This window comes from Polaromonas sp. CG_9.11 (assembly GCF_015752225.1).
Classification (GTDB): Bacteria; Pseudomonadota; Gammaproteobacteria; order Burkholderiales; family Burkholderiaceae_C; genus Polaromonas.
In genome coordinates, this window is sequence record NZ_JADOVE010000020.1 from 68,150 (window position 1) to 93,430 (window position 25,281).

The window sequence follows — 25,281 nt, forward strand, 5'->3', positions numbered from 1 at the left end:
GTCATTTCCGCAAAGGCGGGAATCCAGGCGCCAAAAGCCATAGCTACTCTTGAATCTCTGGACTCCCGCCTTCGCGGGAATGACGAGCGGGGCAACCTGCCCTTTGTGGGCTGGGCACCTGTTTTTGCAACGCAGGACGAATCCGCGTTAAACGCCCAGGTACTGCTGCAGCAACTCCGGCCGGTCATGCAGTTCCTGCGAGCGGCCCTGAAACACCACTTCGCCCTTGACCAGGATCACATTGCGGTCGGTGATCTGGCTGACGTGCTTCCAGTTCTTGTCGACGATGACGCTGCTGATGCCGGTGTCCCGCACCAGCTGGCAGAGGCGCCAGATTTCGCGGGCGATCAGCGGCGCCAGGCCTTCGGTGGCTTCGTCCAGGATCAGCACCTCCGGGTTGGTCATGAGCGCCCGGCCGATGGTCAGCATCTGCTGCTCGCCGCCGCTGAGCTGCTGGCCGCCGTGGCTCAGCCGTTCCTTGAGCCGGGGAAAGGTGTCCAGCACCCGTTCATAGGTCCAGTCCCGCTGGCCCCGGGTGCCGGCGCGCGCCGCCATTTTGAGGTTTTCCACCACGCTCAGGTTGCCAAAGATGCCCCGGCCTTCGGGCACATAGGCGATGCCGAGGCGGGCGATTTCATACGGCGAACGCCCGGTCATGTCGTGGCCGGCAATCTCGACCGAGCCGGAGCGCGGCTTGACCAGCCCCATGATGCTTTTGAGCAGCGTGCTCTTGCCCATCCCGTTGCGTCCCATCAGGCCGATGGTCTCGCCGCGCGCCACGCTGAAGCTGAGGTCGCGCAGGATGTGGCTGGCGCCGTAATAGGTGTTGATATTTTGGGCATTGACCAGCAGTTCCGGCGAGTCGGTGCGATGCGTCGTCATGCGCTTTCTTCCCCGATGTCTTCGCCCAGATAAGCAGCCTGTACGCCGGGGTCCAGCCGTATCTGCGCCGGCGTGCCGCTGGCGATGACCAGGCCATTGACCATCACCGTCAGCTGGTCGGCCAGGCTGAACACCGCGTCCATGTCGTGCTCCACCAGCAGCATGGCGTGGTCTTTTTTCAGGCGGTGCAGCAGGCTGATCATGCGTTCGGCTTCCTGTGCACCCATGCCGGCCAGCGGCTCGTCGAGCAGCAGCACCTGCGGCTGGGTTGCCAGCGTCATGGCGATTTCAAGCTGACGCTGCTCGCCGTGGCTGATCGTGCCGGCAATGCTGTGGATACGGTATTTCAAGCCGGAAAGCTCGATGGCGCTTTCTGCGCGGGCATTGACAGCTGCAAAATCAGCAGCACGTTGCAGCCATCTGAAGGCATGCGGCTGGCGCGATTGTGAGGCCAGCCGCACGTTTTCCCAGACCGTGAAGGGCAAGAAAATATTGGTTTTCTGGTAGCTGCGCCCGAGTCCCTGCGCCGAAATCTTTTCCGCGCTCCAGCCGGTGACATCCTGCCCGCCGAGATGTACTGAACCCGATGTCGGCGGCAGGTCTCCGGAGAGCAGGTTGGTCAGCGTGGACTTGCCGGCACCGTTGGGGCCGATGACCGCATGGATACGGCTGCGCCACAGGTCGAGGGACACGTCGTTGACCGCCGCGAGCCCGCCAAATCGCTTGGTCAGGCCTTTGGCGCTGAGAAGCACTTCGCTCATGCCACTTCTTCCTTTCGGTCGTCGGGAGTGGCTGGCTTGCGCTTTCCTGCATTGCCCAGGCGCTCGACAAGCCCCAGCACGCCTCGCGGCGCAAAGGTGATCAGCAGCACGATGAACAAGCCCATCCACAGCTGCCAGTGCTTGCCCAGGTTGACGTTGCCGACCTGTGGCAAGTCCTTGAACACATGCAGCAGGTATTCAAAGGCGAAGGCGCCGACGATGGCGCCGGCAATGTTGCCCATGCCACCCAGCACCACCATCATGATGGTGTGCGCGCTCATCTGAAAGCCCATGAGTTCGGGGTTGATGTAGCCGGTCTGCGTACCCCAAAGGTAGCCCGCCAGCCCGGCCAGGCTGCCGGCCAGCGTGAAGGCCGCGAGCTTGTAGCCGAAGGTGTGAAACCCCATGGCCCGCATCCGGTGCTCGTTGACGCGGATGCCCGCCAGCGCCCGGCCGAACGGGCTCCAGAGCAGGCGCCGCAAGAACACATAGACTCCCAGCATGGCAGCCAGCGTGAAATAGTAGAGCGTGCGCTTGCTGTCCAGTTCAAACGGCACCCAGCCGAACAGCGACGCGTTGGGCCTGAAATTGATGTAGAGCCCGTCCGAGCCGCCCAGCGCCTTGTTGTCGAAGAACAGGAAAAATACCATCTGCGCGAACGCCATGGTGACCATGATGAAGTAGATGCCGCGCGTGCGCACGACAAAAAAGCCGATGACCAGCGCTGCCAGCCCCGAGGCCAGCACGGCCAGCGGCAGGGTCCACCACAGGCTGACCGGCTCGCCGGGGGGCGTCAGGAAGGCCAGTGCATAACCGGCCAGTCCGAAATAGGCGGCATGGCCCAGCGACACCAGGCCGGTCACGCCCTGCAGCAGGTCCAGGCTCATGGCAAAGATCGCCATGATCATCATGCGCGTGAGCATTTCGGTGTAGTAGTCGGTGCTGGTAAAAGGAAACGCCAGCAGCGCCACCAGGCCAAGTGCCAGTGCGACCTGCACGCCGCGCGGCAGGATTTCAAGGTTGGACCGGATCATTGCTTGAACAGGCCTTCAGGTTTGTACAGCAGCACGACCGCCATCAGGATGTACACCAGCATGCCGGCCACCTGCGGCAAGAGCACCTTGCCAAAGGTATCGACCAGGCCGACCAGCAGCGCGGCGATCAGGGCGCCACGCACCGAACCGATGCCGCCGATGACGACCACCACGAAGCACATGATCAGCACCTGCGAGCCCATGTTCGGGTAGACGCTGGCGACCGGCGCGGCAATCATTCCGGCCACCGCCGCCAGTCCGACGCCCAAGGAAAACACCACCGCATGGATTAGCTTGATGTTCACGCCCAATGCTTCGGCCATGTCACGGTTGAAGGCGCCGGCGCGTATCTTCATGCCAAGGCGGGTCTTGGAAATCAGGAAATAAAGGCCAGCCGCCAAGGCCAGGCAGATGCCCGACATGAACAGGCGGTAGACCGGGTAGGACAGGGTATCGGTCAGCGCAATCGAGGCGCCCAGCAGTTCGGGAATCGGCACCCCGTGCACGTCGTCGCCCCACAGGATGGAGCGCAGTTCTTCAAAGATATAGATCAGCCCAAAGGTCAGCAGCACCTGGTCCAGGTGGTCGCGGTTGTAGAAATGGCGAAACAGCAGCCATTCAAGCGCCAGGCCGAACAGCACCGACAGTGCCGCGCCGCCCACGATGGCCAGGGCCAGGCTGCCAAACTGCGCACTGAGCGACCAGGCCAGGTAGGCGCCCAGCATGTAAAAACTCCCGTGCGCCAGGTTGACCACGCCCATGATGCCGAAGATCAGCGTCAGGCCGGCGGCCAGCATGAACAGCAGCAGTCCGTACTGCACGCTGTTGAGCAGCTGGATAAAAAAATTGGCAATGTCCATCAGTCCTGTTTTCCGCTGGGGCTGGGCCATCTAAAAGGCCCGCTTGAAAAGGTAAGGCGGCAAGCAGCAAAAAAAGGGAGGTTTGAAAACCTCCCGCTGGTGCCCACGCGCAAGCATCAGGCCATTTTGCAGCCAACGCCCGAGTCGGCCAAAGCCTTCGCGGCAATGCCGATTACCTTGTTTTCCTTGTTTTCAACCACGCGCAGGTAGATGTCCTGTACCGGGTTGTGCGCCTTGCTCATGGTCCATTTGCCGCGCGGGCTGTCGATGGTGGCGCCTTCCATGGCCTTGTACAGTGCGGGTTTCGCACCCAGGTCGCCCTTGACGGCGTTGGCGCCCTGGATGAGCAGCAGGCCGGTGTCGTAGCCCTGCACCGCGTACACGTCGGGCTGGCTGCGAAAAGCCTTCACATAGTCCAGCCGGAACTGCTTGTTGCGCGGCGTATCCAGCGAGTCGCTGTAATGCATGGTGGTGACAATGCCTTCGGCCGCCGGGCCGGCGGCGTCGAGCACGCCTTCGGTCAGGAACCCCGAGCCGTACAGCGGAATTTTTCCCTTCAGGCCTGCGGCGGCATAGTCGCGGATGAATTTGGCCGCACCGCCCCCGGCAAAGAAGCAGGCCACGGCGTCGGGCTTGAGCGCCGCGATTTCGGTCAGCAGTGCCTGAAATTCGACATTGGGAAAAGGCAGACCGAGTTCCTTGACGATGGTGCCGCCGGCCGCCGTATAGCTTTCCTTGAAGCCTTCAAAAGCCTCGTCGCCGGCGGCGTATTTCCAGGTGATCCAGACAGCTTTTTTATGGCCTCGGTCCATCATGACCTTGCCCAGAGCCCGGGTCGGCTGGGAATTGCTGAAGGAAGTGCGGAACACGTTGGGCGCGCACAGGGCGCGGGTGGCAGCATGCACGCCGGCATTCGGAATCAGGCACAGCACGCCGCTGTCCCGGGCAACCTTCTGAATCCCCATCTGCACGCCCGAGTGCACGGTGCCGACCAGCACATCGACCTTGTCGCGCTGCACCAGCTTGCTGGCGTTTTCAATGCCTTTGGACGGCTCTGATTCGTCATCGACCTTGAAGTATTCGATCTCGCGCCCGCCCAGCTTGCCACCCTGTTCATTGATCGCCATGCGAAAGCCGTTTTCAATCGCCACGCCGAGCTGGCTGAAGGTTCCCGTGTAAGGCAGCATGAAGCCCACGCGTATCTTGCTTGACTGACCCCGAACGATACCGGGCAGCAGCAGGCCGGTTGAGGCTGCGCCAATGATGGCAGCGCTACGGGAGAGGACCAGACGACGAGTGGACATGGGATTCCTTGGTGGGTGGCAGGTATGAATCGAATATAAAGCGGTCCGTGGTCGTCTGCCCTAGTGTAAAACCCGAGCTTCAGGAGTGAATTGTTTAGTTGTGAAGTATTTTGAAGATGTCTTCCTTGTGGGGATGGTTAGCTTTTCAGGTCTGGATGTACATGAAGGCATTGCTTCCCTGTGGGGCTTGCGTGAACACCGTTCGACGCGATCAATTTTTATTCAATCACTGGCGATCCACCAGTGCAGCCGCCTGTATTTTGAGCAACCAGAGCCTGCGGCGCCACGTGCGATGGCTTACGGCAGGGCGGCTTTAAGCCAGGCGCGGCACCATTGGGCACCCTTTGCATCGGGCAACGTTCCGTCGCTTGAATCCAGACAACAAATGTCGCCAATGCGCTGGGCACCGAGGTCCTGCAGGCGCTCGTCAAAGCGCTTTCCTCCAAAGCCGAAAGTTTCCGCATGCCCCATGCTGTCGCCAAGTGCTATCACGCCGTAACGGACATGGCCCAGATAACGGGCTTGCGCGTCCAGCGATTGGTAGAGCATTTGCGCATTGTCTGGAACATCACCCGCGCCATAGGTGGAAATGCACATCAAAAAAATCGCATCCGTGGCTTTTTCGGCATCGAAGACATGGATGTCCAGACCATCCATCCATTGAACCTCGATAGGACTGGCCAAGTCAGCGCATTCCATTTGAATGGCCTGCGCTACATGGTCTGCCGTGTGGGTCATGCTGCCGACCAGGATTTTTAGTTTCATGTGGACGTGTTCGAGGAGTTGTGAAAACAGGGCGTTGATGGAGGAAGCAGGACGGGAAGTATATTTCCGCTGCTCAAGCACTTTGATTAGGATGGCAGCCCTGCCAATGTGAAAAAGCCTTGAAGCAATTTAAAAAATTCGGCTTAGCTTAAGGCTTCGCCTTTTACGGACTATAATAATCTTCTTGTCGGAGTGTGGCGCAGTCTGGTAGCGCACCTGGTTTGGGACCAGGGGGTCCAAGGTTCGAATCCTTGTACTCCGACCAAAAATCAATAAAAAAGCTCACTGTGTGGGCTTTTTTTATATCTGTCCGTAGCTCAGTTGGATAGAGCATCAGCCTTCTAAGCTGAGGGTCGGGGGTTCGATCCCCTCCGGACAGACCAAATCAGCATGTATGCATTTCCCAGGCCACTGGAAAACTCCTTAAGCTGTGTTGAAGCGTAGGACCTGTTTACCAAAATTGCCACCACGGCTTTTGATTTTCACTTCCGTTCAGCAAGTTGCCCGGTGAATATTGGTCGGTCAGGATTCTGGTGCCCTCGGGCCAGTCTACTTTTGTTGAAAAAAGCGGCAAGAGCCAGTTCTTGCCAGTTCCAAAATGATTGAGCTTTTGCTCCAGCTGGCCAGCGTTGGACTGGATTTTCTCCATGGGCGGCAATTCGCTGTTTTGGGCCAGGATCACACGATTTTCTGTCTTCAGGTTGTAGAACCGGCCAAACACCCCTGCATAGGTGGCGGACTCGGCATCGTAAAGCCTGGAGGATGAAAAGGTGTTGGCTGCCAGCACGCCATCCTTTTCCAGCAATGACCTGACCTCCAGCAGGTACTCCCGGGTCAGCATGTGTTCGGGTACGTAGACATGGTCAAACGCATCAAGAACGACAAGGTCGTACTTTTTCCCCTGCTTTTGCGCACGCTTGACAAAGACCCGTCCGTCCTCAATGGCGACGGTGTTGTCATAGGCCGGCGTGAAGCCAAAAAAACGTTCTGCAACCTTCGCCACGGACGCGTCAAGCTCGACCGTTTCGATACGTGCTTGAGGAACGATTTTTTTCAGTGCGGAGGGCAGGCTGCCCCCGCCCAAGCCGATGATCAGGATGTTCTGCGGTTTGGGCTTCAGGTAAAGCGCGCCCAGCAGCATCCTGGTGTAGCTCAGTACCAGCGCGTCAGGGTGCTGAAGGGAAATGCAGGATTGCCGCCCCGTGCCCTGGCGACCGAATTTCATGCAGCGAAGTCCTTGCTCCTCGTACACCACAATGTTCCGGTACAGCGATTTCTCATGATAGATTTCCTGCGCCCCCGCCACACCGGCCGTCAGTGCAAGGGCCAAGCACATCATCAGCCATTCAGGCGGTCGCCGCATGCTTGATCCTTTCCCGGTGAAACACAAGCCCTGCCATCCCGATCAAAAAAGAGATGGCCATCATTCCCCACAAAATCTGGTCCAGTTCGAAAAGCAGCACCAGATAGAACGACGTCAGCAGTGTGCCAAGCATGCTGCCGAAGGTCGAAACAAAAAAGACTTTGCCCGCTACCTGTCCGCTGGTTCCCAGGCCGTCCACGAGCAGACGGACGGCGTAAGGTGACACCGCCCCTGACACCGTGATCGGCAGAAAGAACAGCGCAACGGAGGCGCACAGCGCGCCATACCGGGGGTCGGGCACCCGGTCAAAAATGAACTCCAGAATGGGATTGGATGCCAGCACGCAGGGAAGGGCCGCCAAGACAGCCAGCAGCAAGATGACGCTCAACTTTTCCAGGCTCGGCCGGCTGGCAGACAACGATCCGCCGATCAGGTAGCCGACCGACAGCGACAGCATGAACAGCGTGATGATGGCGCCCCATACATAGATGCCCGTCCCGAAGAACGGCCCCAGCGCCCGGCCCCCGAGCAGTTCGAGCGCCATGACGAAAAATCCTGACCAGCCAGCCAGAAGGTAGACAAAAAATTTATACGCTGTCATGGGACGAAATTTTCCAATCGATTTGGTTGGTGGCGCCATGCAGGCAACGCGCTAACTATTGCCTTTCCCATCAAACGTCCTGGTGACAGTATTGACTGGGGCTCGTGTTGAACGCCGGCAATGCAGGAGGAAATGCAGATGTTGAACCTCGGCGCCTTTGGTATTGCGTGCTGTCAAAGAGGATTTCGCGGTGTTAGTGATCACGGAGCGGCTTGCGCAATTTTGCATGCACCTCGACGCCGCGCGTGTCGGCCGGGCTGGCGCCAACCAAGTCGCACCAGGGTTTCATGGTGCGGATAATCGTTCCAGTCGATTCCCTGGTCTTGCCAGCCGCGCAGCCTCGCAAAGATGGCCATGTCGGCGACCGTGTACTGGTTGCAGGCCACGAAGCTGTTTTTGGCCAGTGGCTTGTCCACGACGCCGTACAGGCGCCTGGTTTCGCTGGGGTAGCAATTGACGGCGTAATCGATATTTTCAGGCGGCTATTCGCGAAAATGATGGGTTTGACCGGGCATGGGCCGACCTTGCCCATCTGTAAGGGCAAGCATTGCAGCACCAGAAAATTGATCCGGTCGCTTTTGGTCAGGAGCTTGCCGGTTTTCGACGCCAGGTAGAGCAGGATGGCTTCAGATTCGAACAGAGCCATCGGCTTGCCGTTGGGGCCGTCCGGATCGACCAGCGCCGGTATTTTGTTGCTCGGGCTGATGGCGAGGCGCTCGGGCTTGAACTGGTCGCCGGCCCCGATGTTGACCGGAAAAACCTGCCAGTCGCCCACCAGGCCAAAGCCGCATTCCTCCAGGAGGATGTGAAACTTGTGTCCATTGGGCGTCGGCCAGGAATAGACATTGATCACAGCGGCTTCCTTGTGTTGATGCCACACCACTTTACGTCGAATGAAAAAAGCCGGGTGGCGACGGCCGGTCGGGCCGCCTGGCTGCCGAAAATAAAAAAATCGTGTTATTTATGCCCTATGCGCATGTATGACGGGCATATTTTGCTACTTATTAGATAGCGCCATATACCCGTCAAATCGTCCGGGACAATCAGCAACCGCGCGTTACTGGCATCTCGACCTCGCCTGGAATGGGCAGGTGCTTGGCCAGTTCCAGCTTGGCCAGCGACGCACGATGCACTTCATCCGGTCCATCGGCCAGGCGCAAGGTGCGCTGGTGGGCGTAAGCATAGGCCAGCGGGAAATCATCCGACACGCCGCCACCGCCGTGGGCCTGGATGGCCCAGTCGATGATCTGGCAGGCCATGTTGGGCGCAACCACCTTGATCATGGCGATCTGTGCCTTGGCCACCTTGTTGCCGACAGTGTCCATCATGTAGGCCGCATTCAGGGTCAGCAGCCGGGCCTGCTCGATCATGCAGCGCGCCTCGGCAATGCGTTCGCTCCAGACCGACTGGCGGGCAATCGGCTTGCCGAACGCCACGCGGCTGTTGAGCCGCTTGCACATCAGTTCCAGTGCACGCTCGGCAATGCCGATGCTGCGCATGCAGTGGTGGATGCGTCCGGGGCCCAGGCGGCCCTGGGCAATCTCAAAGCCGCGCCCTTCCCCGAGAAGCAGGTTGTCCGCAGGCACGCGGACGTTGCTCAGGCGCACTTCCATATGGCCGTGTGGCGCGTCGTCGTAGCCGAAAACACTCAAGGGCCGGATCACGGTGACGCCGGGTGAATTGGCAGGCACCAGGATCATCGACTGCTGCTCGTGGCGGCCAGCCTCGGGATTGGTTTTGCCCATCACGATGTACACCGCGCAGCGTGGGTCACCGGCGCCGGACGACCACCATTTCAGGCCGTTGATCACATAGTCGTCGCCGTCGCGCTCGATGCTGCACTGCACGTTGGTGGCGTCGGAGGAGGCGACTTCAGGCTCGGTCATCAGGAAGGCTGAGCGGATCTCGCCCTTGAGCAGCGGGTCAAGCCATTCGTCCTTGTTGGCTTCCGAGCCATAACGGGCGATGGTTTCCATGTTGCCGGTGTCGGGCGCCGAGCAGTTGAAGACTTCAGCGGCAAACGGCACCCGCCCCATGATTTCGCACAGCGGCGCGTATTCAAGGTTGGACAGGCCTTCGGGCGCGCGCGGCGAATGCGGCAGGAACAGGTTCCACAATCCGGCAGCGCGTGCCTTGGGCTTGAGTTCCTCGATCAGCGTGGTGGGAATCCAGGCATTGCCTTTGGCCCGGTTTTCAGCGATCTCGCGGAAAAACCGTGCTTCGTTGGGATAAATATGCGCATCCATGAACTTCAACAGGCGCGCCTGAAGCTCTTTTACTTTGGGGGTGTAGTCGAAATCCATGAATATCTCCTGAAGGGACGGGTGGTTATCGGAAAAGGCTTGCTGGAAAAATCGGTGAATGGGCCAGCGGGGCGCGGGATGTGTTGAGTCCCGCGCATTCAGGTTTGCGCCTTCAACGCAAAATCCCAGGCCATCCTGGCCAGCACTGGTGCGCCGGCGGCAGAACTGACCGCCTGCGCACTGGACGCGGTACCGGCTTCAACGCGCTTGGCGATGCCTTGCAGGATGGCGGCGAGACGAAACAGGTTGTAGGCCAGGTAAAAGTTCCAGTCTGCCTGGAGCGCCTCGGGCGTCGTCAGGCCGGTGCGCTCGCAATACCGGGCGATGTACTGGGCCTCGGTCGGGATGCCCAGGCTGGCAACATCCAGCCCGCCAATGCCGCGAAAAGTGCCGGGCGGAATGTGCCAGGCCATGCAGTGGTAGCTGAAGTCGGCCAGCGGATGACCGAGGGTGGACAGTTCCCAGTCCAGCACCGCCAGCACCCGGGGCTGGGTAGGGTGAAACAGCAAGTTGTCGAGCCGGAAGTCGCCATGCACGATGGACACCATGCCTTCATCGCGGGCGCTGGCGGGAATGTTTGCCGGCAGCCATTGCATCAGGCTGTCCATCTCGGCAATAGGCTGGGTAACGGACGCCTGGTACTGCCTGCTCCAGCGTCCGATCTGGCGCTCGAAATAGTTGCCGGGCTTGCCGTAGCCGGCCAGGCCGCATTCGGCAAAATTCACCTTGTGCAGGCCCGCCATGACGCGGTTCATCTCGTCGTAGATTTCGCCGCGCTGCAGGGGCGTCATGCCGGGAAGGGACTGGTCCCACAGCACCCGCCCTTCGACAAACTGCATGACGTAGAAAGCACGGCCAATGACGGATTCGTCCTCGCACAGGCAGAACATTCTTGGCACGGGAACGGCCGTGTCCTGCAAGCCCTGCATCACTCTGAATTCGCGCTCGACCGCGTGCGCCGATGGCAGCAGTTTGGCGACGGGGCCGGGTTTGGCGCGCATCACGTAACTGGCATGGGGCGTGATCAGCTTGTAGGTTGGATTGGACTGGCCACCCTTGAATATTTCGACGTTCAGCGGGCCACTGAAGCCGTCCAGATGCGTACTCAGGTAAGCACCGAGCGCTTCGGTGTCAAAGGCCTGGCCGGCGGTGACGGCCCGGGTGCCGACAAAATGGTCGAAATTGCTCATGGGGCTGGGTTCCTTGGGACAGGTCTTGTTATTTGTCGGCATCCGCTTCTGAAATGCGCAACAGGGTCTGGCGGTTGCGCACCACCAGGCCGCCCGGCTCGATGCGGATGGCTTCCTCGCGCTCCATGGCCTTGAGTTCCTGGTTGACTCGCTGGCGTGAGGCGCCCAGCAGTTGCGCGAGTTCTTCCTGCGCCAGTTGCAGACTGATGCGGGTATCGCTTCCGTTGGCCAGGCTGGGAACGCCGTAGCTGCGCACCAGGTGCAGCAACTGCTTGGCCAGCCGCGCCCGCAAGGGCAGGGTGTTCAGGTCCTCGACCAGGCCAAAAAGTTGGCGGATGCGCCGCGCATGCAAGCGCAGCAACGCTTCGTAAAGTTCGACGTGCTGCGTCAGGATTTTGCGCAGGTCGGCCCGCGCCACGCACAGGATGGTGGTGCTGCCATGCGCATAGGCATCGTGGGTGCGGCGTTCGCCGTCGAAGATCGCCACATCGCCAAACCAGATGCCCGGCTCGACATACGTCAGGGTCACCTGCTTGCCGGAAATCGAGGTCGAACTGACACGTACCGCGCCCAAGGCACAGGCGATCCATTCCTCGGGCGGGTCGCCGCGCGCCGCAATGAGGTCGCCGTCTTTGAAGCGTTTGACGTAAGCACATCGGAGAATGTCGTGCCTCAGGGAAGGTGAGAGGGATGAGAACCAGCGGCCGCTGTTGATGGCCGCTCTTTCATCTATCGTAAGAATAGGATCGTCCATGGTCTGTCTTTTGGGTGACTAAACAAGTTTTGCATTGTCGCTTTAGCGACCTGTGGCGAAGCTGCATGCTGTCGCATGGGTGTCGCATTGCCAGAAGGCGATGGCCCGTTTCAAGTCGGAATCCTGCAGGCGAGCGTCGGAAGATTTTTTGCCGATGACAATCGCCTGTCAACCGTGCAAACCTGCATGGACAGATGGCTGCTGGTCACGCCGTTGGCGCGCAGCCAAAATGGCGGACAAAAAATATTTTTTAATAAAATAAGCCGTTTGCGCATACTGCTCATGCGTGAACAGCTATCAAATCAGGAGTAATGCTAGCGGTAATGTGGCAAGCGTTTTTGCAAGAACGACTCGATGCCTTCGCCACCATTGGCATGGTGCAGGTTGCGAACGAAGTGGTTGCGTTCGCTGTCCAGTTGCTGGCTCAGGGTGTTGACCGGCGCGTCGTTGATCAGGTCCTTGATGCTGGCCAGCACGTTGGGCGCGCGCGCATTGAGCCGCGCGCCCAATGCCAGCGCTTCACCGATCGCGCCGCCGGCAGCGGTGACGCAGTTGACCAGTCCCAACTCGTGCAGTCGCTTGGCGCTGATGCGCTCAGCCCCCATGAGCAGTTCGCTGGCAAGAGCGCGAGGCAGCGCGCGCGCCAAACTCCAGCTGCCGCCGCCATCGGGCGACAGTGCCACGGTGCTATAGGACATTACAAACACCGCGTTGTCAGCGGCGACGATGAAGTCGCAGGCCAGCGCCAGCGAGAAGCCCGCACCGGCGGCCGCCCCTTCGACAGCCGCAATCACCGGCTTGGGATAGGTGCGAATGGCCTCGATCCAGTTGTGCAGCGCCTCAATGCTCTGCGCCTGCACTTCGGGTGACAGGCGCCGGTTGGCCTGCAGCCGTTGCAGGTTGCCGCCGGCACAAAACATGTCGCCTTCGCCGGTGATCACCACGCTGCGGATTTCCGGGTTGTTCTCGGCAGCGTTCAGCGCCTCAATGCCTGCGGCGTACATGTCGGGGCTAAGCGCATTCTTGTGTTCCGGGTTGCTCAGCGTCAGGATGAGCGTGCCGCTTTCGCTGGTGCTTTTCAATGCGCCGGACATGTCAGTGTTCCTCGTGCATCAGGCTCAGGCCGATAGCGCCCCGGCGACGCAGCCATGGCGAGGGCCGGTAGCGCTGGTCGCCATAGACGGTCTGCAGGTTGAACAGCACTTCCAGCACATTCGTCGGTCCGTAGCGGTCGCCCATGGCCAGCGGCCCCATGGGGTAGCCCAGCCCCAGCGTGACGGCGGTCTCCAGGTCTTTCGGGCTGCAGATGCCTTGCTGGCAGATGTCGCTGGCAATGTTGACAATGGTGGCCACCACGCGCTGCGTCACAAAGCCGCCGCTGTCACGGATCACGCTGACCGCCTTGCCGTCGCGTGCGAACAGCGCATGGGCCGCATCCCGCATGTCGCTGCGCGTGGCCGGGTTGGTGGCCAGTACGCGGCGCTTGGTGGCGGCGTCATCGATCAGCATGTCGATGCCGACGGTGCGCGCCGGATCCAGGCGCTCGACCACGGCGACCGTGGTGATGTCGAAACCGAGCGGTGCCACCAGCGTCAGCGCCTGCGGGGAAGGCGAGGGGCCGGTCTCGATGTGGGCTCCGAGGTTTTTCAGCAATTGCAACAGCTCCGAGCGCCGCGCTGCCCGGGGTGACACCCAGACCGGCGGCATTTCAGCCACGTCGGGCACGGGAGCTTCGGCCGGTATTTGGGCCATGCCGCCGTCGTAGCGGTAAAAACCCTCTCCGGTCTTGCGTCCCAACAGCCCGCCCGCCAGGCGCTGCGCGGTAATGACGCTGGGGCGGTAACGGTCTTCCTCGTAATACTGGTGGTAAATGGATTCCATCACGGGATGCGACACGTCGAGTGCGGTCAGGTCCATCAACTCGAACGGGCCGAGCTTGAAGCCCGCCTGGTCGCGCAGGATGCGGTCGATGGTGGCGAAATCGGCAATGCCTTCGCTGACGATGCGCAGCGCCTCGGTGCCGTAACCGCGACCGGCATGGTTGACGATGAAGCCCGGCGTGTCCTGCGCATGCACCGGCGTATGGCCCGTCTGGCAGGCATATTCGCTGAGACCCTGGCAGGTGTCGGTGCTGGTCTTCAGGCCGGCAATGACTTCCACGACCTTCATCAGCGGCACTGGATTGAAAAAATGGTAACCGGCAAAGCGGCCGGGATGCGTGAGACCGGCCGCAATCGCCGTGATCGACAGCGAGGAGGTGTTGCTTGCCAGCACAGTACGCTCCGGCACGATGGCCTCCAACTGGGCGAAGAGCGCTTTCTTAGCGTCCAGCCGTTCGACGATGGCTTCGATCACCAGGTCGCAACTGGAGAGGTCGTCAAGGGTGTCTGCGACCTGGACCCTGGCTTTGTGGGCATCAGCGATGTCGGCGCCGATGCGTCCTTTTTCGCGCATCCGGTCCCATTGGCTGCACAGCGCCTCGCGCGCCTTCGCAGCAGCGCCCGCCTGTGCATCCATCAGTTTGACCGTGCTGCCAGCCTGCGCAGCAATCTGGGCAATGCCCCGTCCCATGGCACCTGTGCCGACGATGCCGACCGTTTGATAAAAAGTTGCTTGCATGGTTGATTCGCCGGCTAGGTAGAAAGATTGAACGAAGGTCGGGCTGCCAAGGGCTAGCGCCTGACTTGCAGCGCGCCTGGGTTGACGATATTCGTCGGTGTGCCCTTGATGAAATTGATGACATTGTCAAAGGCTGCGCCAAAATACATTTCGTAGCTGTCCTGCTCGACGTAACCGATATGCGGCGTACAAATGCAGTTCTCCAGCCGCAAAAGGGCATGCCCCTGAAGGATGGGTTCCGATTCAAACACGTCGATCGCTGCCATGCCCGGCCGCCCACGGTTGAGCGCCGCAATCAGCGCTTCGGATTCAATCAGTTCGGCGCGTGACGTGTTGACCAGCAGCGAGGTGGGTTTCATGCGCGACATGTCTTCCAGTGTGACGATGCCGGTCGTTTCTTCTCCGAGTCGCAGGTGAAGGCTGAGAACGTCGCATTGCTTGAACAGCTCGATCTTGCTGGGTGCTAGTTCAAAGCCGTCGGCCTGGGCGCGTTCGCGCGAGGCCGGGCTGCCCCAGATGATTACCCGCATGCCGAATGCCCGGCCGTAGCCGGCCACCAGCTGGCCTGTCTTGCCGTAGCTCCAAATCCCCAGCGTCTTGCCCCTAAGCACGCATCCAAGGCCAAAATTAGGCGGCATCGACGCCGATTTCAGACCCGATTGCTGCCATGCGCCATGCTTGAGATGCGACACATACTGGGGAATGCGGCGCGTGGCCGCCATGACCAGCGCCCAGGTCAGTTCCGCTGGCGCAATCGGTGAGCCCGAGCCTTCGGCCACCGCAATGCCGCGTTCTGTGCAGGCGGCCACATCCACATGGCTGCCGATCCGCCCCGTCTGGACGACCAGCTTGAGCTTGGGAAGCTTTTCAATCACCTGGCGGGTCAGGTGGGTGCGCTCGCGGATCAGTACGATCACGTCAGCGTCCCTCAGCCGGACCGACAGTTGGCCAGCGCCCTTGACGGTGTTGGTATAGACCTTGGCAGGGTAGGCTTCAAGCTTTGCCGCGCAGGCCAGTTTTCGCACTGCGTCCTGGTAATCATCAAGAATCACAATATTCATGCAGATATTGTGCCTTCAAGATTCCTGTTTTTCGAAGATCAGTAGTTCACAACCTGAATAGGCTATTTCTTGGTTTGCGATTCACACCAAGGTTCGAATTGCGGGGAATGGCAATCAGGTTCTGAGTCGTTGTAGGGTCGCCAGACGCTTTTTCCTGACGCAGGAAAAATCAGCAACCGGCGATAGTGGATTCCGCTAGCAGGGTCATGCGGTCAAGTTCTGCGCAAACATCGGCCATTCGCCCTGAAATGACCATGCGTCCCGCGCAATCGGGCTGAATGGCCGCGTCGGATTCACGTACGACCCGCAGCACGCTGCGTGTCGGTTCCTGTGGCATCGGGATGCATGGTGGGCGGGCAATTTCAGGAGGAATGTCAAAAATGGCGTGGTTGCTGGCCGTTGCGGTGCACGGTAGAAAAGAAAATTGTGCTGTCCCTGCCAAGCGCTGTGCAATGGAATGAACTGCACCGTGTCCAAACGAATGCCTGATCCGGGTGATCCAGGGCGCCATCGCCTGAACCGGGACCGTCCAGAAGGCTTGCATGGGGGCATGTGAAAAGCTGATGATTCGCATGAAGAACTCCGGTTGATAAAGTTTGGATACAGGCGTGGCAGGGTCTGCCAAAAGGAAAGGCGGATCGTTTTCAAACAGTGGCGATTTAGCTGCCGCTACCCCGAGAGAAGGCAACGCCATCGGGTAGCGCAAGAAAGGCTGGAAGAACTACATCGACAGTCTGCCGCGGATCAACCCGACGGCCAGGCCTTCAAGCTCGAAAGGTTCGCCGGGCTGGACCACGATGGGCTTGAAGTCGGGATTTTCGGACAGCAGTTCGATCAGGTGCTCGTTGCGGTGAAAGCGTTTGACGGTGACTTCGTCGCCCAGCCGGGCGACCACAATCTGGCCATTTTGGGCTTCCCTGGCCTGCTTCACGGCCAGCAAGTCGCCGTCCATGATCCCCACATCACGCATGCTCATGCCGCGCACTTTGAGGAGGTAGTCAGGCTTCTGATCGAACAATGAACTTTCAAAAAAATACGTTTGTTCGATATGTTCCTGCGCCAGGATCGGGCTGCCCGCAGCCACCCTACCCACGAGGGGCAGGGCCCACTGGTTAATCCGGTCAGAAGGCATTAAAAACGGCTCCATCCGCGAGTGGTTTAAGGCTTGCAGGGCCTCGGTTCGAAGTCGAATGCCTCGCGAGGTGCCACTGACAAGTTCGATGACGCCCTTTTTTGCCAGCGCCTTCAGATGCTCTTCGGCTGCATTGGGTGAACGAAAACCGAGCTGGGCAGCAATTTCTGCCCTGGTCGGAGGCGCGCCTGCCTGGGCGATTGCTTTCTGGATCAATTCCAGGATTTGTGCCTGTCTTGCAGTAAGTTTGGGTCGGCCAGCAGGCAGAGCTGAAAAATCATTGGAAGTGCGCATAAGCTTTGGGCCTTGGGTTAAAACGGGACTTGCCTGAAATCTATGCTCTGGCTAAATTTAGTATACCTGTATGAATAGCCAGCAACTGTATTTTCATACAGCTTTTATAAAAAAGCAATTACATCCTATGAAGCATCGCAAACTGGTCATTTTGGGAACCGGCGGAACCATTGCCGGGAAGGCTGCCCATGCCTCTGACAACATCGGTTACACCGCTGCAGAGGTGGGCATTGAGCAACTGATCGCTGCCATCCCTGCGCTGCACGGAAGCGGTTCGATCATCAGCGAACAGGTGAGCCAGATCGACAGCAAGGACATGAGCTTTGAAGTCTGGGCGCAACTCGCGAATCGCGTGCGCCATTTTCTTGCAGATGATGATGTCCAGGGCATCGTCATCACGCATGGCACGGACACGCTGGAGGAGACTGCTTATTTTTTGCAGATGACATGCCAGCCGGCCAAGCCGGTGGTGCTCACCTGCGCCATGCGCCCGGCCACCGCTCTGGCGCCTGATGGCCCGCAAAATGTAATGGATGCCGTGGTGGTCGCCAGCCATCCGGAGGCCTGCGGCGTGGTGGTCGTCTGCGCCGGAACGGTACACAGCGCAATGGATGTGCAAAAAGTGCATCCTTACAAACTCGACGCCTTCGGTTCCGGTGATGCCGGCCCTGTCGGCTATGTTGAGGAAGGCAAGCTAAGATTGCTAAGGAATTGGCCAGTTCCGCAGGCTGATATTGCTCTTTTAGCTATTGAAAAAATAGCAATCTGGCCCCGCGTCGAGATTGTTATGAATTACGCAGGCGCGAGCTCGCTCATGGTCCGGGCACTGGTCGATCAGGGCGTGCGGGGGCTGGTGGTGGCTGGCACAGGCAACGGAACGATTCATGAGGACCTGCAAGCCGGTTTGCTCAGTTCGCAAGCTGCCGGGGTGCGTATTGTGCGTTCGACGCGCTGCGTTGATGGCAAGGTTTTGTCGCTATCGGGCTGCGCGATTGCAGATTCGCAGGGGCTCAGTCCGGTCAAGGCCAGGATCGCGCTGATACTGGATCTGGCGGCTGAAGACGCGAGGTCTTCAGCGGTCGGGCAGGCATAAAAAAGCCATCCTTGGGGATGGCTTGAGTCGGCGTCTGAACCTGTTCAGTCCGACAGCGCCTTGAAGGCTCTTTCGGTGATCACTTCAACGCTGCCTGTGCCGCTGATGGCGCGGTATCTTGGTGCTTCGTCAGGTGCGGCTTCTGCCCAGCTGGAGTAGTAAGCCACCAGCGGGCGTGTCTGGGCGCTGTAGACCTGTAACCGCTTGGCGACGGTTTCTTCCTTGTCGTCTGCGCGCTGGATCAGCGGCTCGCCGGTCACGTCGTCACAGCCTTCGATGTTGGGCGGGTTGAATTTGACGTGGTAGGTTCGGCCCGACGCGCTGTGCGAACGGCGTCCACCCATGCGCTCGATGATGGCTTCAAACGGCACGTCGATTTCCAGCACGTAATCAATTTTTACACCGGCGGCCTTCATTGCATCGGCCTGGGGAATGGTGCGAGGGAAACCATCGAAAAGGAAACCCTGCGCGCAGTCTGGCTGGGCAATACGTTCTTTGACCAGGTTGATGATCAAGTCATCGCTGACCAGACCGCCGGCATCCATGACTTTCTTGGCCTCAATGCCCAGCGGGGTGCCGGCTTTGACTGCAGCGCGAAGCATGTCGCCGGTGGAAATTTGCGGAATACCATATTTTTGGCAAATGAACGTGGCTTGTGTGCCTTTGCCCGCGCCAGGTGCGCCCAACAAAATAAGTCTCATGAATGTCCTCGGATTATTGTGAATTCTGCATGCCAAACCGGAGGTTTGACCGGCCAATTGGCCCATTGTCGGTTTGCGTCCCAGCGGGTTGTTCGTGATTTTTGCCGCCGGAGGATTTTCCGGTCTAGGATAGCATGCACATCCCTGACGGCAGCTTACACAGACGCCGCCAGATTCGGCTTTTCAGCCGTCAGGCGCCTGACACGCTCCAGATCTTCAGGCGTGTCCACCCCGGCGCCCGGTGCCTGCTCGGTGATGTGAACGGCTATCCGGTAGCCGTGCCACAAGGCGCGTAACTGTTCGAGCGACTCAAGCTGTTCCATGGGAGCTTGTGGCAACTGCGGAAACCGGCGCAAAAAACCGACCCGGTAGGCATAGATCCCAACATGGCGCAGCGGCCGGGGAAACCTGTCTTGCTGCCACCATGCCTGGCAAGACAGGTCGCGTGCTGAAGGAATCGGCGCACGGCTGAAATACAGGGCTGTCTGCTGCGCATCCAGCACCACTTTGACAACGTTGGGGTTAAGAAAATCAGTTAATTCATCAATGGCGTGCGCGGCGGTTGCCATGGCACAGTCTGGGCGGTTTTGCAGCACCTGGGCCACCGCATCGACCAGGGCCGGGTCGATCAGCGGCTCGTCCCCCTGCACGTTGACCACGATAGCGTCATCGGCCAGTCCCAGCAAATCGCAGGCTTCGGCAAGCCGGTCACTGCCGCTGGGGTGATCGATGCGGGTGAGTACCGCAGGTATGCCGAAAGCTTTGCATTGCGCAATGATTTCTTCACTGTCAGCGGCAACGAAGGTGTGCAGCGCACTGCTTTGCAGGGCGCGCTGAGCCACGCGGACCACCATGGGCAAGCCATTAATGTCTGCCAGCGGCTTGTTGGGCAGACGCGTGGATGCCAGGCGCGCCGGGATCAGGACAGTAAAGCTCATGCCTGCTTACAGGCCAAGCTCTTCGTCGTTCAGCGGCCGTGCCTCGCTTTCCAGCATGACCGGGACGCCATCTCGAACAGGATAGGCCAGGCGGGCGCTGCGCGAAACGAGTTCGAACTTTTGCCGGTCGTATTCAAGATGACCCTTGGTCACGGGGCAGACCAGCAATTCAATGAGTTTGGTGTCCATGGCTTGATGGTAATTGAGAAAGCAGAGGCGCCAGCAGCGCATCCAGGGCGGCGAAGAACGCAGGCTCTGGCGAAAATTCGAGGGGGACTGCGAACAGTTGCAGCCCCGGCGGGGCTGGCAGGGAGAACAGCTTGACCGCATCCTTTTCCGTGCACAGAACGGTCCGGCCCGACAGGGCCTTGAGGTCTTCCTTTTTGAAGTCATGGTGGTCAGGGAGCGCAAGGGTTTTGTCCAGCGTCAGCCCGCGATCCCTGAGCATGCCGAAGAACGCTTCAGGATTGGCGATGCCCGCAAGCGCCACCAAGGGTTGATGCGTCAAGGACGTCAATGCCAGCCGATTGCCGTTGGCATCAACTGCATGGTCGGCCAGTTGGCGCCGTGAGGTGTAACCGTCAAACGCAGCCTGCTGCCCGGTGTGCAGGACCAGGTCAATGCCCTCGTCCAAGCGCCCGGGCCACGGTTCGCGCAGCGGGCCGGCAGGCAGCAGCCAGCCGTTTCCTGCGCCTTGGTCATCGAACACGGCAATTTCGATGTCGCGCTGCAAGGCATAGTGCTGAAGGCCGTCGTCGCAGACGACAACGTCGGTTGCAGGGTAGGCCGCAAGCAAATCGCGCAATGCGTCAGTTCGCCGGTCAGCTACAAAGACAGGAGCGTCTGTTGCCCGCTGGATAAGCGCGGGTTCGTCGCCAGACGCATCAACCGGTGTGTTTGCCCTGACTTCCAGGCTGTGCCGGCCGGCGCGTCCGTAGCCTCGAGACACCACGCCCACGCGCAAACCCTGTGACTGAAGTTGCCTGACCAGCGCCACCACCAGCGGTGTCTTTCCCGCGCCGCCTACCACGACATTGCCCACCACGATGACCGGTACGTCAAAGCGTCTGGATCGCAGAATGCCGCGCCGGTACAGGGACCGGCGCACTCTGACCACCAGGCCGTGAACCTGCGCCACCGGCCAGAGCAGGCAGGCCAGCCAGCCACGCGTGCGCCAGGCGACTAAAAGAATATTTTTCACGCAGCTGACATGTTCTACCAAAGGGTCAATATTCGCAGTTTTACCTGGCGCCTGAGCGAGCGGTGCCTTGGGTCGCAAACGTGATCTGCGTCATCCCGTGGCGCCGGGCGGCTTCCATCACAATGATCACCGCCTGGTGCGTGGCACTGGCATCCGCGCTGATGATGATGACGCTGTCTTTCCCGGCCTTGGCCGCTTGCGTGAGGGCAGCGCCCAGCGGCTCGATTCCACGGCCATCGACCAGGGTTTGATTGACCATGTAGCGGCCGTCGCTGCTGACGGCCACGATGACCTCTTTCGGATAGTCACGCAGTTGCTCGGCGTCGGCGGCGGGCAGTTTGACCTGGAGTTCGGTAAATTTGCTGTAGCTGGTGGAAAGCATCAAAAAGATGAGTACCACCAGCAGCACATCAATGAACGGAATCAGGTTGATTTCAGGCTCGGGGCGCTCGCGAGGTCGAAAGTTCATTGGCGCAATCGGTTCAGATGGCGCACGAACTGTTCAGCTGCAAGTTCCATCGACAACAGATAGCCATCCACAAGGGCACGGAAATAACGCCAAAATATCAGGGCCGGAATGGCTACCATCAGGCCAAAGGCGGTGTTGTACAGGGCAATGGATATCCCTTGCGCGAGTTGCGCCGGGTTGCCGCCGCCAGCGTTGCTGGCGTTGACGGACTGAGCGCCAAAAATCTCGATCATGCCAATCACCGTGCCCAGCAGTCCCAGCAAGGGCGCTGCCGAAGCAATAGTCGCCAGTGCCGCAAGGTAACGCTCGAGTTTGTGCGCCGCTTGCCGGCCAGCGCCTTCCAGCGTGGAACGAAGATCGGCTTCACTGATGCGGGGATTGGCGCCAAGGGCACGAAAACCACTGGCCAGCACCTCGCCAAGCAGCGAATTCTGTTCCAGTTTGAGCACCACGTCCGGCGATGGAACGGTGGTTCGTGAAACGACCATGGCTTCGCCAAGTAGCTTGGGCGGCGCAATCTTCATGGGTTTTAGGCTGGAAAACCGTTCAATGACCAAGGCCAGCGCAACGATGGAGCACGCCAGCAGGGGCCAGATGGGCCAGCCAGCTGCTTGTATGATCGAAAACAATGCGCATCTCCAGACAGATAGGGGTGCTGGATTATGGCGCAGCTCCCGTGCCGACAAGCCTTTTGCGGCGGCTTGAAAGTGAGTGTTGCGCATGCGCGAATCGAATCATGCAATGCACAAAATCTGTGGATAACTTTGTGGGCAAGTCTGTGCTGAGCTTGCCCAAAGCCGCTCCAGTCCGTCATTTTGATAGAACGATGAAAATTTAGGCAGTCATTTTTCGTTTTAAATCAAAGGGTTGCGCCATTTTTCGGGCTATCCCAAGGATGCCGCAAGCCCTGCTGCCCCGCTTCATGGCCTGTGGACTAATGATTTTTTAAACATTCTGGAGATTGCTGTGGTTGATGCTTACCCTTCGCATGAAAGACTGCTGGCCCCTTCGTCTGAAGGTGGTTCCCGAATCTGGCCAGTCGGCTCATTGCTGCGCGCCATCGCGCAGAGTCTGGAATCCCGGTTCAACCCTGTTGCGGTGCAGGGCGAACTGTCCGGCTTTTCACGCGCTTCCAGCGGGCACTGCTACTTTTCACTCAAGGACGAGCAGGGACAGGTCCGCTGCGCCATGTTTCGTCGAGCGGCGGGTCTGCTGGATTTTTCACCGCGCGATGGCCAACTGGTCGAATTGCGCGGCCGGCTGGGCGTGTACGAGCCGCGGGGTGAACTGCAACTGGTTGTCGAATCCATGCAGCAGGCCGGCCAGGGCAGCTTGTTTGAGCAGTTCTTGCAACTGAAGGCCCGGCTTGAAGCCGAAGGGCTTTTCGCCAGTGCCAGAAAGCGCTTGCTTCCTGTCATGCCGCGTGCCATCGGTGTAGTGACTTCGCTGGGTGCCGCCGCGCTGCATGACGTGGTGACGGCCCTGCAGCGCCGGGCGCCGCACATTCCCGTGGTGATCTATCCGGCCAGTGTGCAGGGCATACAAGCCGCCGGCGAACTGCGCGCTGCATTGCTCAAGGCTGCCGAGCGGCAAGCGACAGATCAGGTCGATGTTCTGCTGCTGGTTCGTGGCGGCGGCGCGATGGAGGATCTGTGGGCTTTCAACGATGAGTTGCTGGCTCGGACCATCATTGCCTCGCCAATGCCAGTAGTTTGCGGTGTCGGACACGAAACGGATTTCACCATTGCCGACTTCTGCGCGGATGTACGCGCGCCAACACCTACGGCGGCAGCGGAGTTGTGTGCGCAACCGCAAACCTCGTGGCTGGCTGCACTAGAGCAGGCTTTTTCACGTCTGCAAAACGGCGTGGACCGGCAGATGCAGGCTGCCAGCCAGCGGCTGGACCGGGCGACGGCACGCGCCCGCCAGCCTTCGCATCTGCTCATACGCCAGCATGGCAGGCTGGGCGTTATTGCCCAAAGTCTTGGCCATGCCATGCAACTGGCGTTGGGTCAAGAAATGCGTCGATTGGAAGCGCTGAGCAGTGATTTGCCAAAAGTGCTGGCCGCCCGTTTGATGCACAGCCGTCATCGACTGGAACGCGCCCAGCTGCGGCTTGACATGCTGGACCCGCATCTGGTGCTTCAGCGCGGCTATGCCTGGCTTGCCAACCTGGAAGGGCATGCCATCACCAGCGTGAAAACTACCCATCCCGGCCAGCCGGTGCGCGCTACCCTTGCCGATGGACAGGTCGATTTGACGGTGGTTGCACGCCGATTGATTTAGTTTTTACAATGTCCATTGCATGTCAATGGACATCTCATCAACCCCACTAGGAAATATATGGAACACACGCTCCCCCCGCTGCCGTATGCCATGGACGCACTGGCTCCGCAATATAGCCAGGAAACTCTTGAGTACCATTATGGAAAACACCATAACGCCTACGTCACGAACCTCAACAACTTGCAAAAAGGCACCGAGTTCGAATCGATGACGCTCGAAGAGATCGTCAAAAAATCGAGTGGCGGCGTCTACAACAATGCTGCCCAGATATGGAACCACACCTTCTTTTGGAGTTGCATGAAGCCCGCCGGTGGTGGCGAGCCTGTCGGTGCGCTGGCCGAAGCCATCAATGCAAAATTTGGCTCCTACGCAGCGTTCAAGGAAGCATTTGTCAAGTCCGCAGTCGGCAATTTCGGCTCGGGCTGGACCTGGTTGGTGAAGAAAGCTGACGGTACCGTTGACATCGTCAACACTGGCGCCGCCGGCACCCCATTGACCACAGGTGACAAAGCCTTGATGACGGTCGACGTATGGGAACATGCCTATTACATTGATTACCGCAATCAACGCCCCAAGTTTGTCGAAACTTACCTGTCCAGCCTGGTGAACTGGGAATTTGCTGAAAGCAATTTTTCCTGATGTCAGATGCTTGACGACTGACCTCGATCAGCCAAAAAAAGCCGACGCGACGTCGGCTTTTTACTGTGCTTGCTGCAACGCTGATCAGCGCGGTCCCTCAAACATCGGGCCGGACAGCTTGCTGCCGGGCTTAATGCCTTTTTTTGAAAACCACCCCTTATTCATTTCCAAAACATAGCGAACCGGTTTGGCTGAACAGTGCGAATCGGTGGTTTCAGGTTTCATGTCCGTCGTGTTCACAATCGTGCCGTCATCGGCCACGAAGGCGGCAGTCAGGGGCAGCAACGTGTTTTTCATCCAGAAGCATTGTTCAGCGGCCTGTTCGAAAACAAAAAGCATTCCCTCATGCTGCGGCATGTCCTTGCGTAGCATCAAGCCAATCTGGCGCTCCTGGGGAGTCAGGGCTAACTGTGCATCAATCACATGCATGCCAGCGCTTAGTTTGGTCCGCTGGAGGTTGAGTTGTGGCGCTTGTTGTGCAGCCGTCAATACTGGCAACAACAGTATTGTTGTCGATGCCATGGCACCGATGAGGTGGTACACCTTGGCTCGCCCGTTAAAAAAGCAGTTCTTGAATTCCATGCGCACGTACCCCGGAAGTTTGTTCATCAGCATAAGCACGGCAATAAAAAAAGCCCGCATTAGGCGGGCATTTTGACTGAAGAGGGAAACTGTTTTGCCAGTTTTCAGCTTTTCTTGGCAGCAGCTTCTTTTTTGGCCATGGCGGCATCTGCCTTTGCCTTCTTGGCAGCAGCGGCTTTTTCCTTTTTAGCAGCCTTGGCAGCGGCTTTTTCTTCCGTGGTCATTGTTGCTGGCTTGGCTTTTGCAACGGGAGCAGAGGCGGTTGGCATAGCCGGAGTAGCGGTCACTGCCGGTGTTGCTGCAACGGCTGGCATTGCGGGCTTTGCCGGTGCGGCGGCAGGCGCCTGTGCATAGGCACCTGCAGCGAAAAGGGCGGCAATCAGAGTAGCGAGGATTTTGTTCATTTGGATTTCCTTGTGGAATTGGTAACGTCAGATATCGTTTGAAAG

Annotated in this window: 28 protein-coding genes, 2 tRNA genes and 1 pseudogene; 6 read left to right on the forward strand and 25 right to left on the reverse strand. The window is 59.2% G+C overall.

Annotated elements, in window-relative coordinates:
- Positions 1 to 147: 147 nt before the first annotated feature.
- The 6 genes from IWX85_RS16115 to IWX85_RS16140 form a co-directional block, all read right to left on the reverse strand.
- On the reverse strand, positions 148 to 882 hold the full coding sequence (locus IWX85_RS16115; protein ID WP_196870398.1) for an ABC transporter ATP-binding protein: 735 nt from the start codon (positions 880 to 882) through the stop codon (positions 148 to 150).
- A complete protein-coding gene (locus tag IWX85_RS16120) occupies positions 879 to 1,643 on the reverse strand; it encodes an ABC transporter ATP-binding protein (RefSeq protein WP_036804132.1) in 765 nt (254 codons plus the stop codon). The genes IWX85_RS16115 and IWX85_RS16120 overlap by 4 nt, the downstream gene beginning before the upstream one ends.
- Entirely contained in the window at positions 1,640 to 2,677 is a 1,038-nt protein-coding gene (locus IWX85_RS16125; protein WP_196870399.1) for a branched-chain amino acid ABC transporter permease, read from the reverse strand. The genes IWX85_RS16120 and IWX85_RS16125 overlap by 4 nt, the downstream gene beginning before the upstream one ends.
- Positions 2,674 to 3,537, reverse strand: a complete 864-nt coding sequence (locus IWX85_RS16130) for a branched-chain amino acid ABC transporter permease (RefSeq protein ID WP_036804127.1) — start codon at positions 3,535 to 3,537, stop codon at positions 2,674 to 2,676. Before IWX85_RS16130 ends, IWX85_RS16125 begins: the two co-directional genes overlap by 4 nt.
- 116 nt (positions 3,538 to 3,653) lie before the next feature.
- Positions 3,654 to 4,841: an ABC transporter substrate-binding protein gene (locus IWX85_RS16135; protein WP_196870400.1), complete on the reverse strand. Its 1,188-nt coding sequence runs from the start codon at positions 4,839 to 4,841 to the stop codon at positions 3,654 to 3,656.
- 297 nt (positions 4,842 to 5,138) lie between these two features.
- Positions 5,139 to 5,606: a flavodoxin domain-containing protein gene (locus tag IWX85_RS16140; protein ID WP_036804121.1), complete on the reverse strand. Its 468-nt coding sequence runs from the start codon at positions 5,604 to 5,606 to the stop codon at positions 5,139 to 5,141.
- Positions 5,607 to 5,794: 188 nt separating this feature from the next.
- On the opposite strand from IWX85_RS16140, the gene IWX85_RS16145 reads away from it, so the two are divergent.
- Both IWX85_RS16145 and IWX85_RS16150 read left to right on the forward strand, forming a co-directional pair.
- Positions 5,795 to 5,871 (forward strand) — tRNA-Pro (locus IWX85_RS16145).
- Positions 5,872 to 5,912: 41 nt separating this feature from the next.
- A tRNA-Arg gene (locus IWX85_RS16150) sits at positions 5,913 to 5,989 on the forward strand.
- A 68-nt stretch (positions 5,990 to 6,057) separates the two neighbouring features.
- On the opposite strand, the gene IWX85_RS16155 is transcribed toward IWX85_RS16150, so the two are convergent.
- The 6 genes and pseudogenes from IWX85_RS16155 to IWX85_RS16180 form a co-directional block, all read right to left on the reverse strand.
- A complete protein-coding gene (locus IWX85_RS16155) occupies positions 6,058 to 6,912 on the reverse strand; it encodes a fused MFS/spermidine synthase (protein WP_196870401.1) in 855 nt (284 codons plus the stop codon).
- Between the two features lie 40 nt (positions 6,913 to 6,952).
- On the reverse strand, positions 6,953 to 7,513 hold the full coding sequence (locus IWX85_RS16160) for a fused MFS/spermidine synthase (RefSeq protein ID WP_196870402.1): 561 nt from the start codon (positions 7,511 to 7,513) through the stop codon (positions 6,953 to 6,955).
- Positions 7,514 to 7,763: 250 nt separating this feature from the next.
- Positions 7,764 to 8,423, reverse strand: a pseudogene (locus IWX85_RS16165) (glutathione S-transferase N-terminal domain-containing protein).
- Between the two features lie 190 nt (positions 8,424 to 8,613).
- Positions 8,614 to 9,873 carry an acyl-CoA dehydrogenase family protein gene (locus IWX85_RS16170; protein ID WP_196870403.1) on the reverse strand — a complete coding sequence of 420 codons (1,260 nt, stop codon included), beginning with the start codon at positions 9,871 to 9,873 and terminating at the stop codon, positions 8,614 to 8,616.
- 98 nt (positions 9,874 to 9,971) lie between these two features.
- Positions 9,972 to 11,063: a phosphotransferase family protein gene (locus IWX85_RS16175; protein ID WP_196870404.1), complete on the reverse strand. Its 1,092-nt coding sequence runs from the start codon at positions 11,061 to 11,063 to the stop codon at positions 9,972 to 9,974.
- Between the two features lie 28 nt (positions 11,064 to 11,091).
- Positions 11,092 to 11,817 carry a Crp/Fnr family transcriptional regulator gene (locus IWX85_RS16180; protein ID WP_036811875.1) on the reverse strand — a complete coding sequence of 242 codons (726 nt, stop codon included), beginning with the start codon at positions 11,815 to 11,817 and terminating at the stop codon, positions 11,092 to 11,094.
- Between the two features lie 75 nt (positions 11,818 to 11,892).
- Between IWX85_RS16180 and IWX85_RS16185 the strand changes: the two genes are divergently transcribed.
- Complete coding sequence (locus IWX85_RS16185) at positions 11,893 to 12,129, forward strand: hypothetical protein (protein WP_036811873.1); 237 nt, start codon at positions 11,893 to 11,895, stop codon at positions 12,127 to 12,129.
- Positions 12,130 to 12,131: 2 nt separating this feature from the next.
- Here IWX85_RS16185 and IWX85_RS16190 read toward each other — a convergent pair whose 3' ends face one another.
- The 5 genes from IWX85_RS16190 to lexA all read right to left on the reverse strand — a co-directional run bounded on the left by IWX85_RS16190 (position 12,132) and on the right by lexA (position 16,923).
- Positions 12,132 to 12,911 carry an oxepin-CoA hydrolase, alternative type gene (locus IWX85_RS16190; RefSeq protein ID WP_196870405.1) on the reverse strand — a complete coding sequence of 260 codons (780 nt, stop codon included), beginning with the start codon at positions 12,909 to 12,911 and terminating at the stop codon, positions 12,132 to 12,134.
- A 1-nt stretch (position 12,912) separates the two neighbouring features.
- Entirely contained in the window at positions 12,913 to 14,436 is a 1,524-nt protein-coding gene (locus IWX85_RS16195) for a 3-hydroxyacyl-CoA dehydrogenase (protein WP_196870406.1), read from the reverse strand.
- A gap of 53 nt (positions 14,437 to 14,489) precedes the next feature.
- Positions 14,490 to 15,497, reverse strand: coding sequence for a D-2-hydroxyacid dehydrogenase family protein (locus IWX85_RS16200; RefSeq protein ID WP_036811867.1), 1,008 nt, complete (start codon positions 15,495 to 15,497; stop codon positions 14,490 to 14,492).
- Between the two features lie 169 nt (positions 15,498 to 15,666).
- Positions 15,667 to 16,191, reverse strand: a complete 525-nt coding sequence (locus IWX85_RS16205; protein WP_196870407.1) for a hypothetical protein — start codon at positions 16,189 to 16,191, stop codon at positions 15,667 to 15,669.
- Between the two features lie 27 nt (positions 16,192 to 16,218).
- A complete protein-coding gene (gene lexA, locus IWX85_RS16210) occupies positions 16,219 to 16,923 on the reverse strand; it encodes a transcriptional repressor LexA (RefSeq protein WP_196870408.1) in 705 nt (234 codons plus the stop codon).
- A gap of 127 nt (positions 16,924 to 17,050) precedes the next feature.
- Between lexA and IWX85_RS16215 the strand changes: the two genes are divergently transcribed.
- A complete protein-coding gene (locus IWX85_RS16215; RefSeq protein ID WP_196870418.1) occupies positions 17,051 to 18,016 on the forward strand; it encodes an asparaginase in 966 nt (321 codons plus the stop codon).
- A 44-nt stretch (positions 18,017 to 18,060) separates the two neighbouring features.
- Here the strand turns inward: IWX85_RS16215 and adk are convergent, their stop codons facing one another.
- The 6 genes from adk to IWX85_RS16245 form a co-directional block, all read right to left on the reverse strand.
- Positions 18,061 to 18,717 (reverse strand): adenylate kinase, encoded by a 657-nt coding sequence (adk, locus tag IWX85_RS16220; RefSeq protein WP_036811863.1) that lies wholly within the window; start codon positions 18,715 to 18,717, stop codon positions 18,061 to 18,063.
- Positions 18,718 to 18,872: 155 nt separating this feature from the next.
- Positions 18,873 to 19,655, reverse strand: a complete 783-nt coding sequence (gene kdsB / locus IWX85_RS16225) for a 3-deoxy-manno-octulosonate cytidylyltransferase (protein WP_036811860.1) — start codon at positions 19,653 to 19,655, stop codon at positions 18,873 to 18,875.
- A 6-nt stretch (positions 19,656 to 19,661) separates the two neighbouring features.
- Entirely contained in the window at positions 19,662 to 19,844 is a 183-nt protein-coding gene (locus tag IWX85_RS16230) for a Trm112 family protein (RefSeq protein ID WP_036811858.1), read from the reverse strand.
- The gene (gene lpxK / locus IWX85_RS16235; RefSeq protein WP_196870409.1) at positions 19,825 to 20,856 is read right to left on the reverse strand and encodes a tetraacyldisaccharide 4'-kinase; all 1,032 of its coding nucleotides are present in this window, start codon (positions 20,854 to 20,856) and stop codon (positions 19,825 to 19,827) included. The genes IWX85_RS16230 and lpxK overlap by 20 nt, the downstream gene beginning before the upstream one ends.
- A gap of 40 nt (positions 20,857 to 20,896) precedes the next feature.
- A complete protein-coding gene (locus IWX85_RS16240; RefSeq protein WP_196870410.1) occupies positions 20,897 to 21,325 on the reverse strand; it encodes a biopolymer transporter ExbD in 429 nt (142 codons plus the stop codon).
- Positions 21,322 to 21,954 carry a MotA/TolQ/ExbB proton channel family protein gene (locus IWX85_RS16245; protein ID WP_036811853.1) on the reverse strand — a complete coding sequence of 211 codons (633 nt, stop codon included), beginning with the start codon at positions 21,952 to 21,954 and terminating at the stop codon, positions 21,322 to 21,324. Before IWX85_RS16245 ends, IWX85_RS16240 begins: the two co-directional genes overlap by 4 nt.
- Positions 21,955 to 22,291: 337 nt before the next feature.
- Between IWX85_RS16245 and xseA the strand changes: the two genes are divergently transcribed.
- Positions 22,292 to 23,611 carry an exodeoxyribonuclease VII large subunit gene (xseA, locus tag IWX85_RS16250; RefSeq protein WP_196870411.1) on the forward strand — a complete coding sequence of 440 codons (1,320 nt, stop codon included), beginning with the start codon at positions 22,292 to 22,294 and terminating at the stop codon, positions 23,609 to 23,611.
- A gap of 57 nt (positions 23,612 to 23,668) precedes the next feature.
- On the forward strand, positions 23,669 to 24,250 hold the full coding sequence (locus IWX85_RS16255; RefSeq protein WP_036811852.1) for a superoxide dismutase: 582 nt from the start codon (positions 23,669 to 23,671) through the stop codon (positions 24,248 to 24,250).
- Between the two features lie 84 nt (positions 24,251 to 24,334).
- Here IWX85_RS16255 and IWX85_RS16260 read toward each other — a convergent pair whose 3' ends face one another.
- Positions 24,335 to 24,772, reverse strand: coding sequence for a DUF192 domain-containing protein (locus tag IWX85_RS16260; RefSeq protein WP_036814122.1), 438 nt, complete (start codon positions 24,770 to 24,772; stop codon positions 24,335 to 24,337).
- A 164-nt stretch (positions 24,773 to 24,936) separates the two neighbouring features.
- Complete coding sequence (locus IWX85_RS16265) at positions 24,937 to 25,236, reverse strand: hypothetical protein (RefSeq protein WP_036811851.1); 300 nt, start codon at positions 25,234 to 25,236, stop codon at positions 24,937 to 24,939.
- Between the last annotated feature and the right edge of the window lie 45 nt (positions 25,237 to 25,281).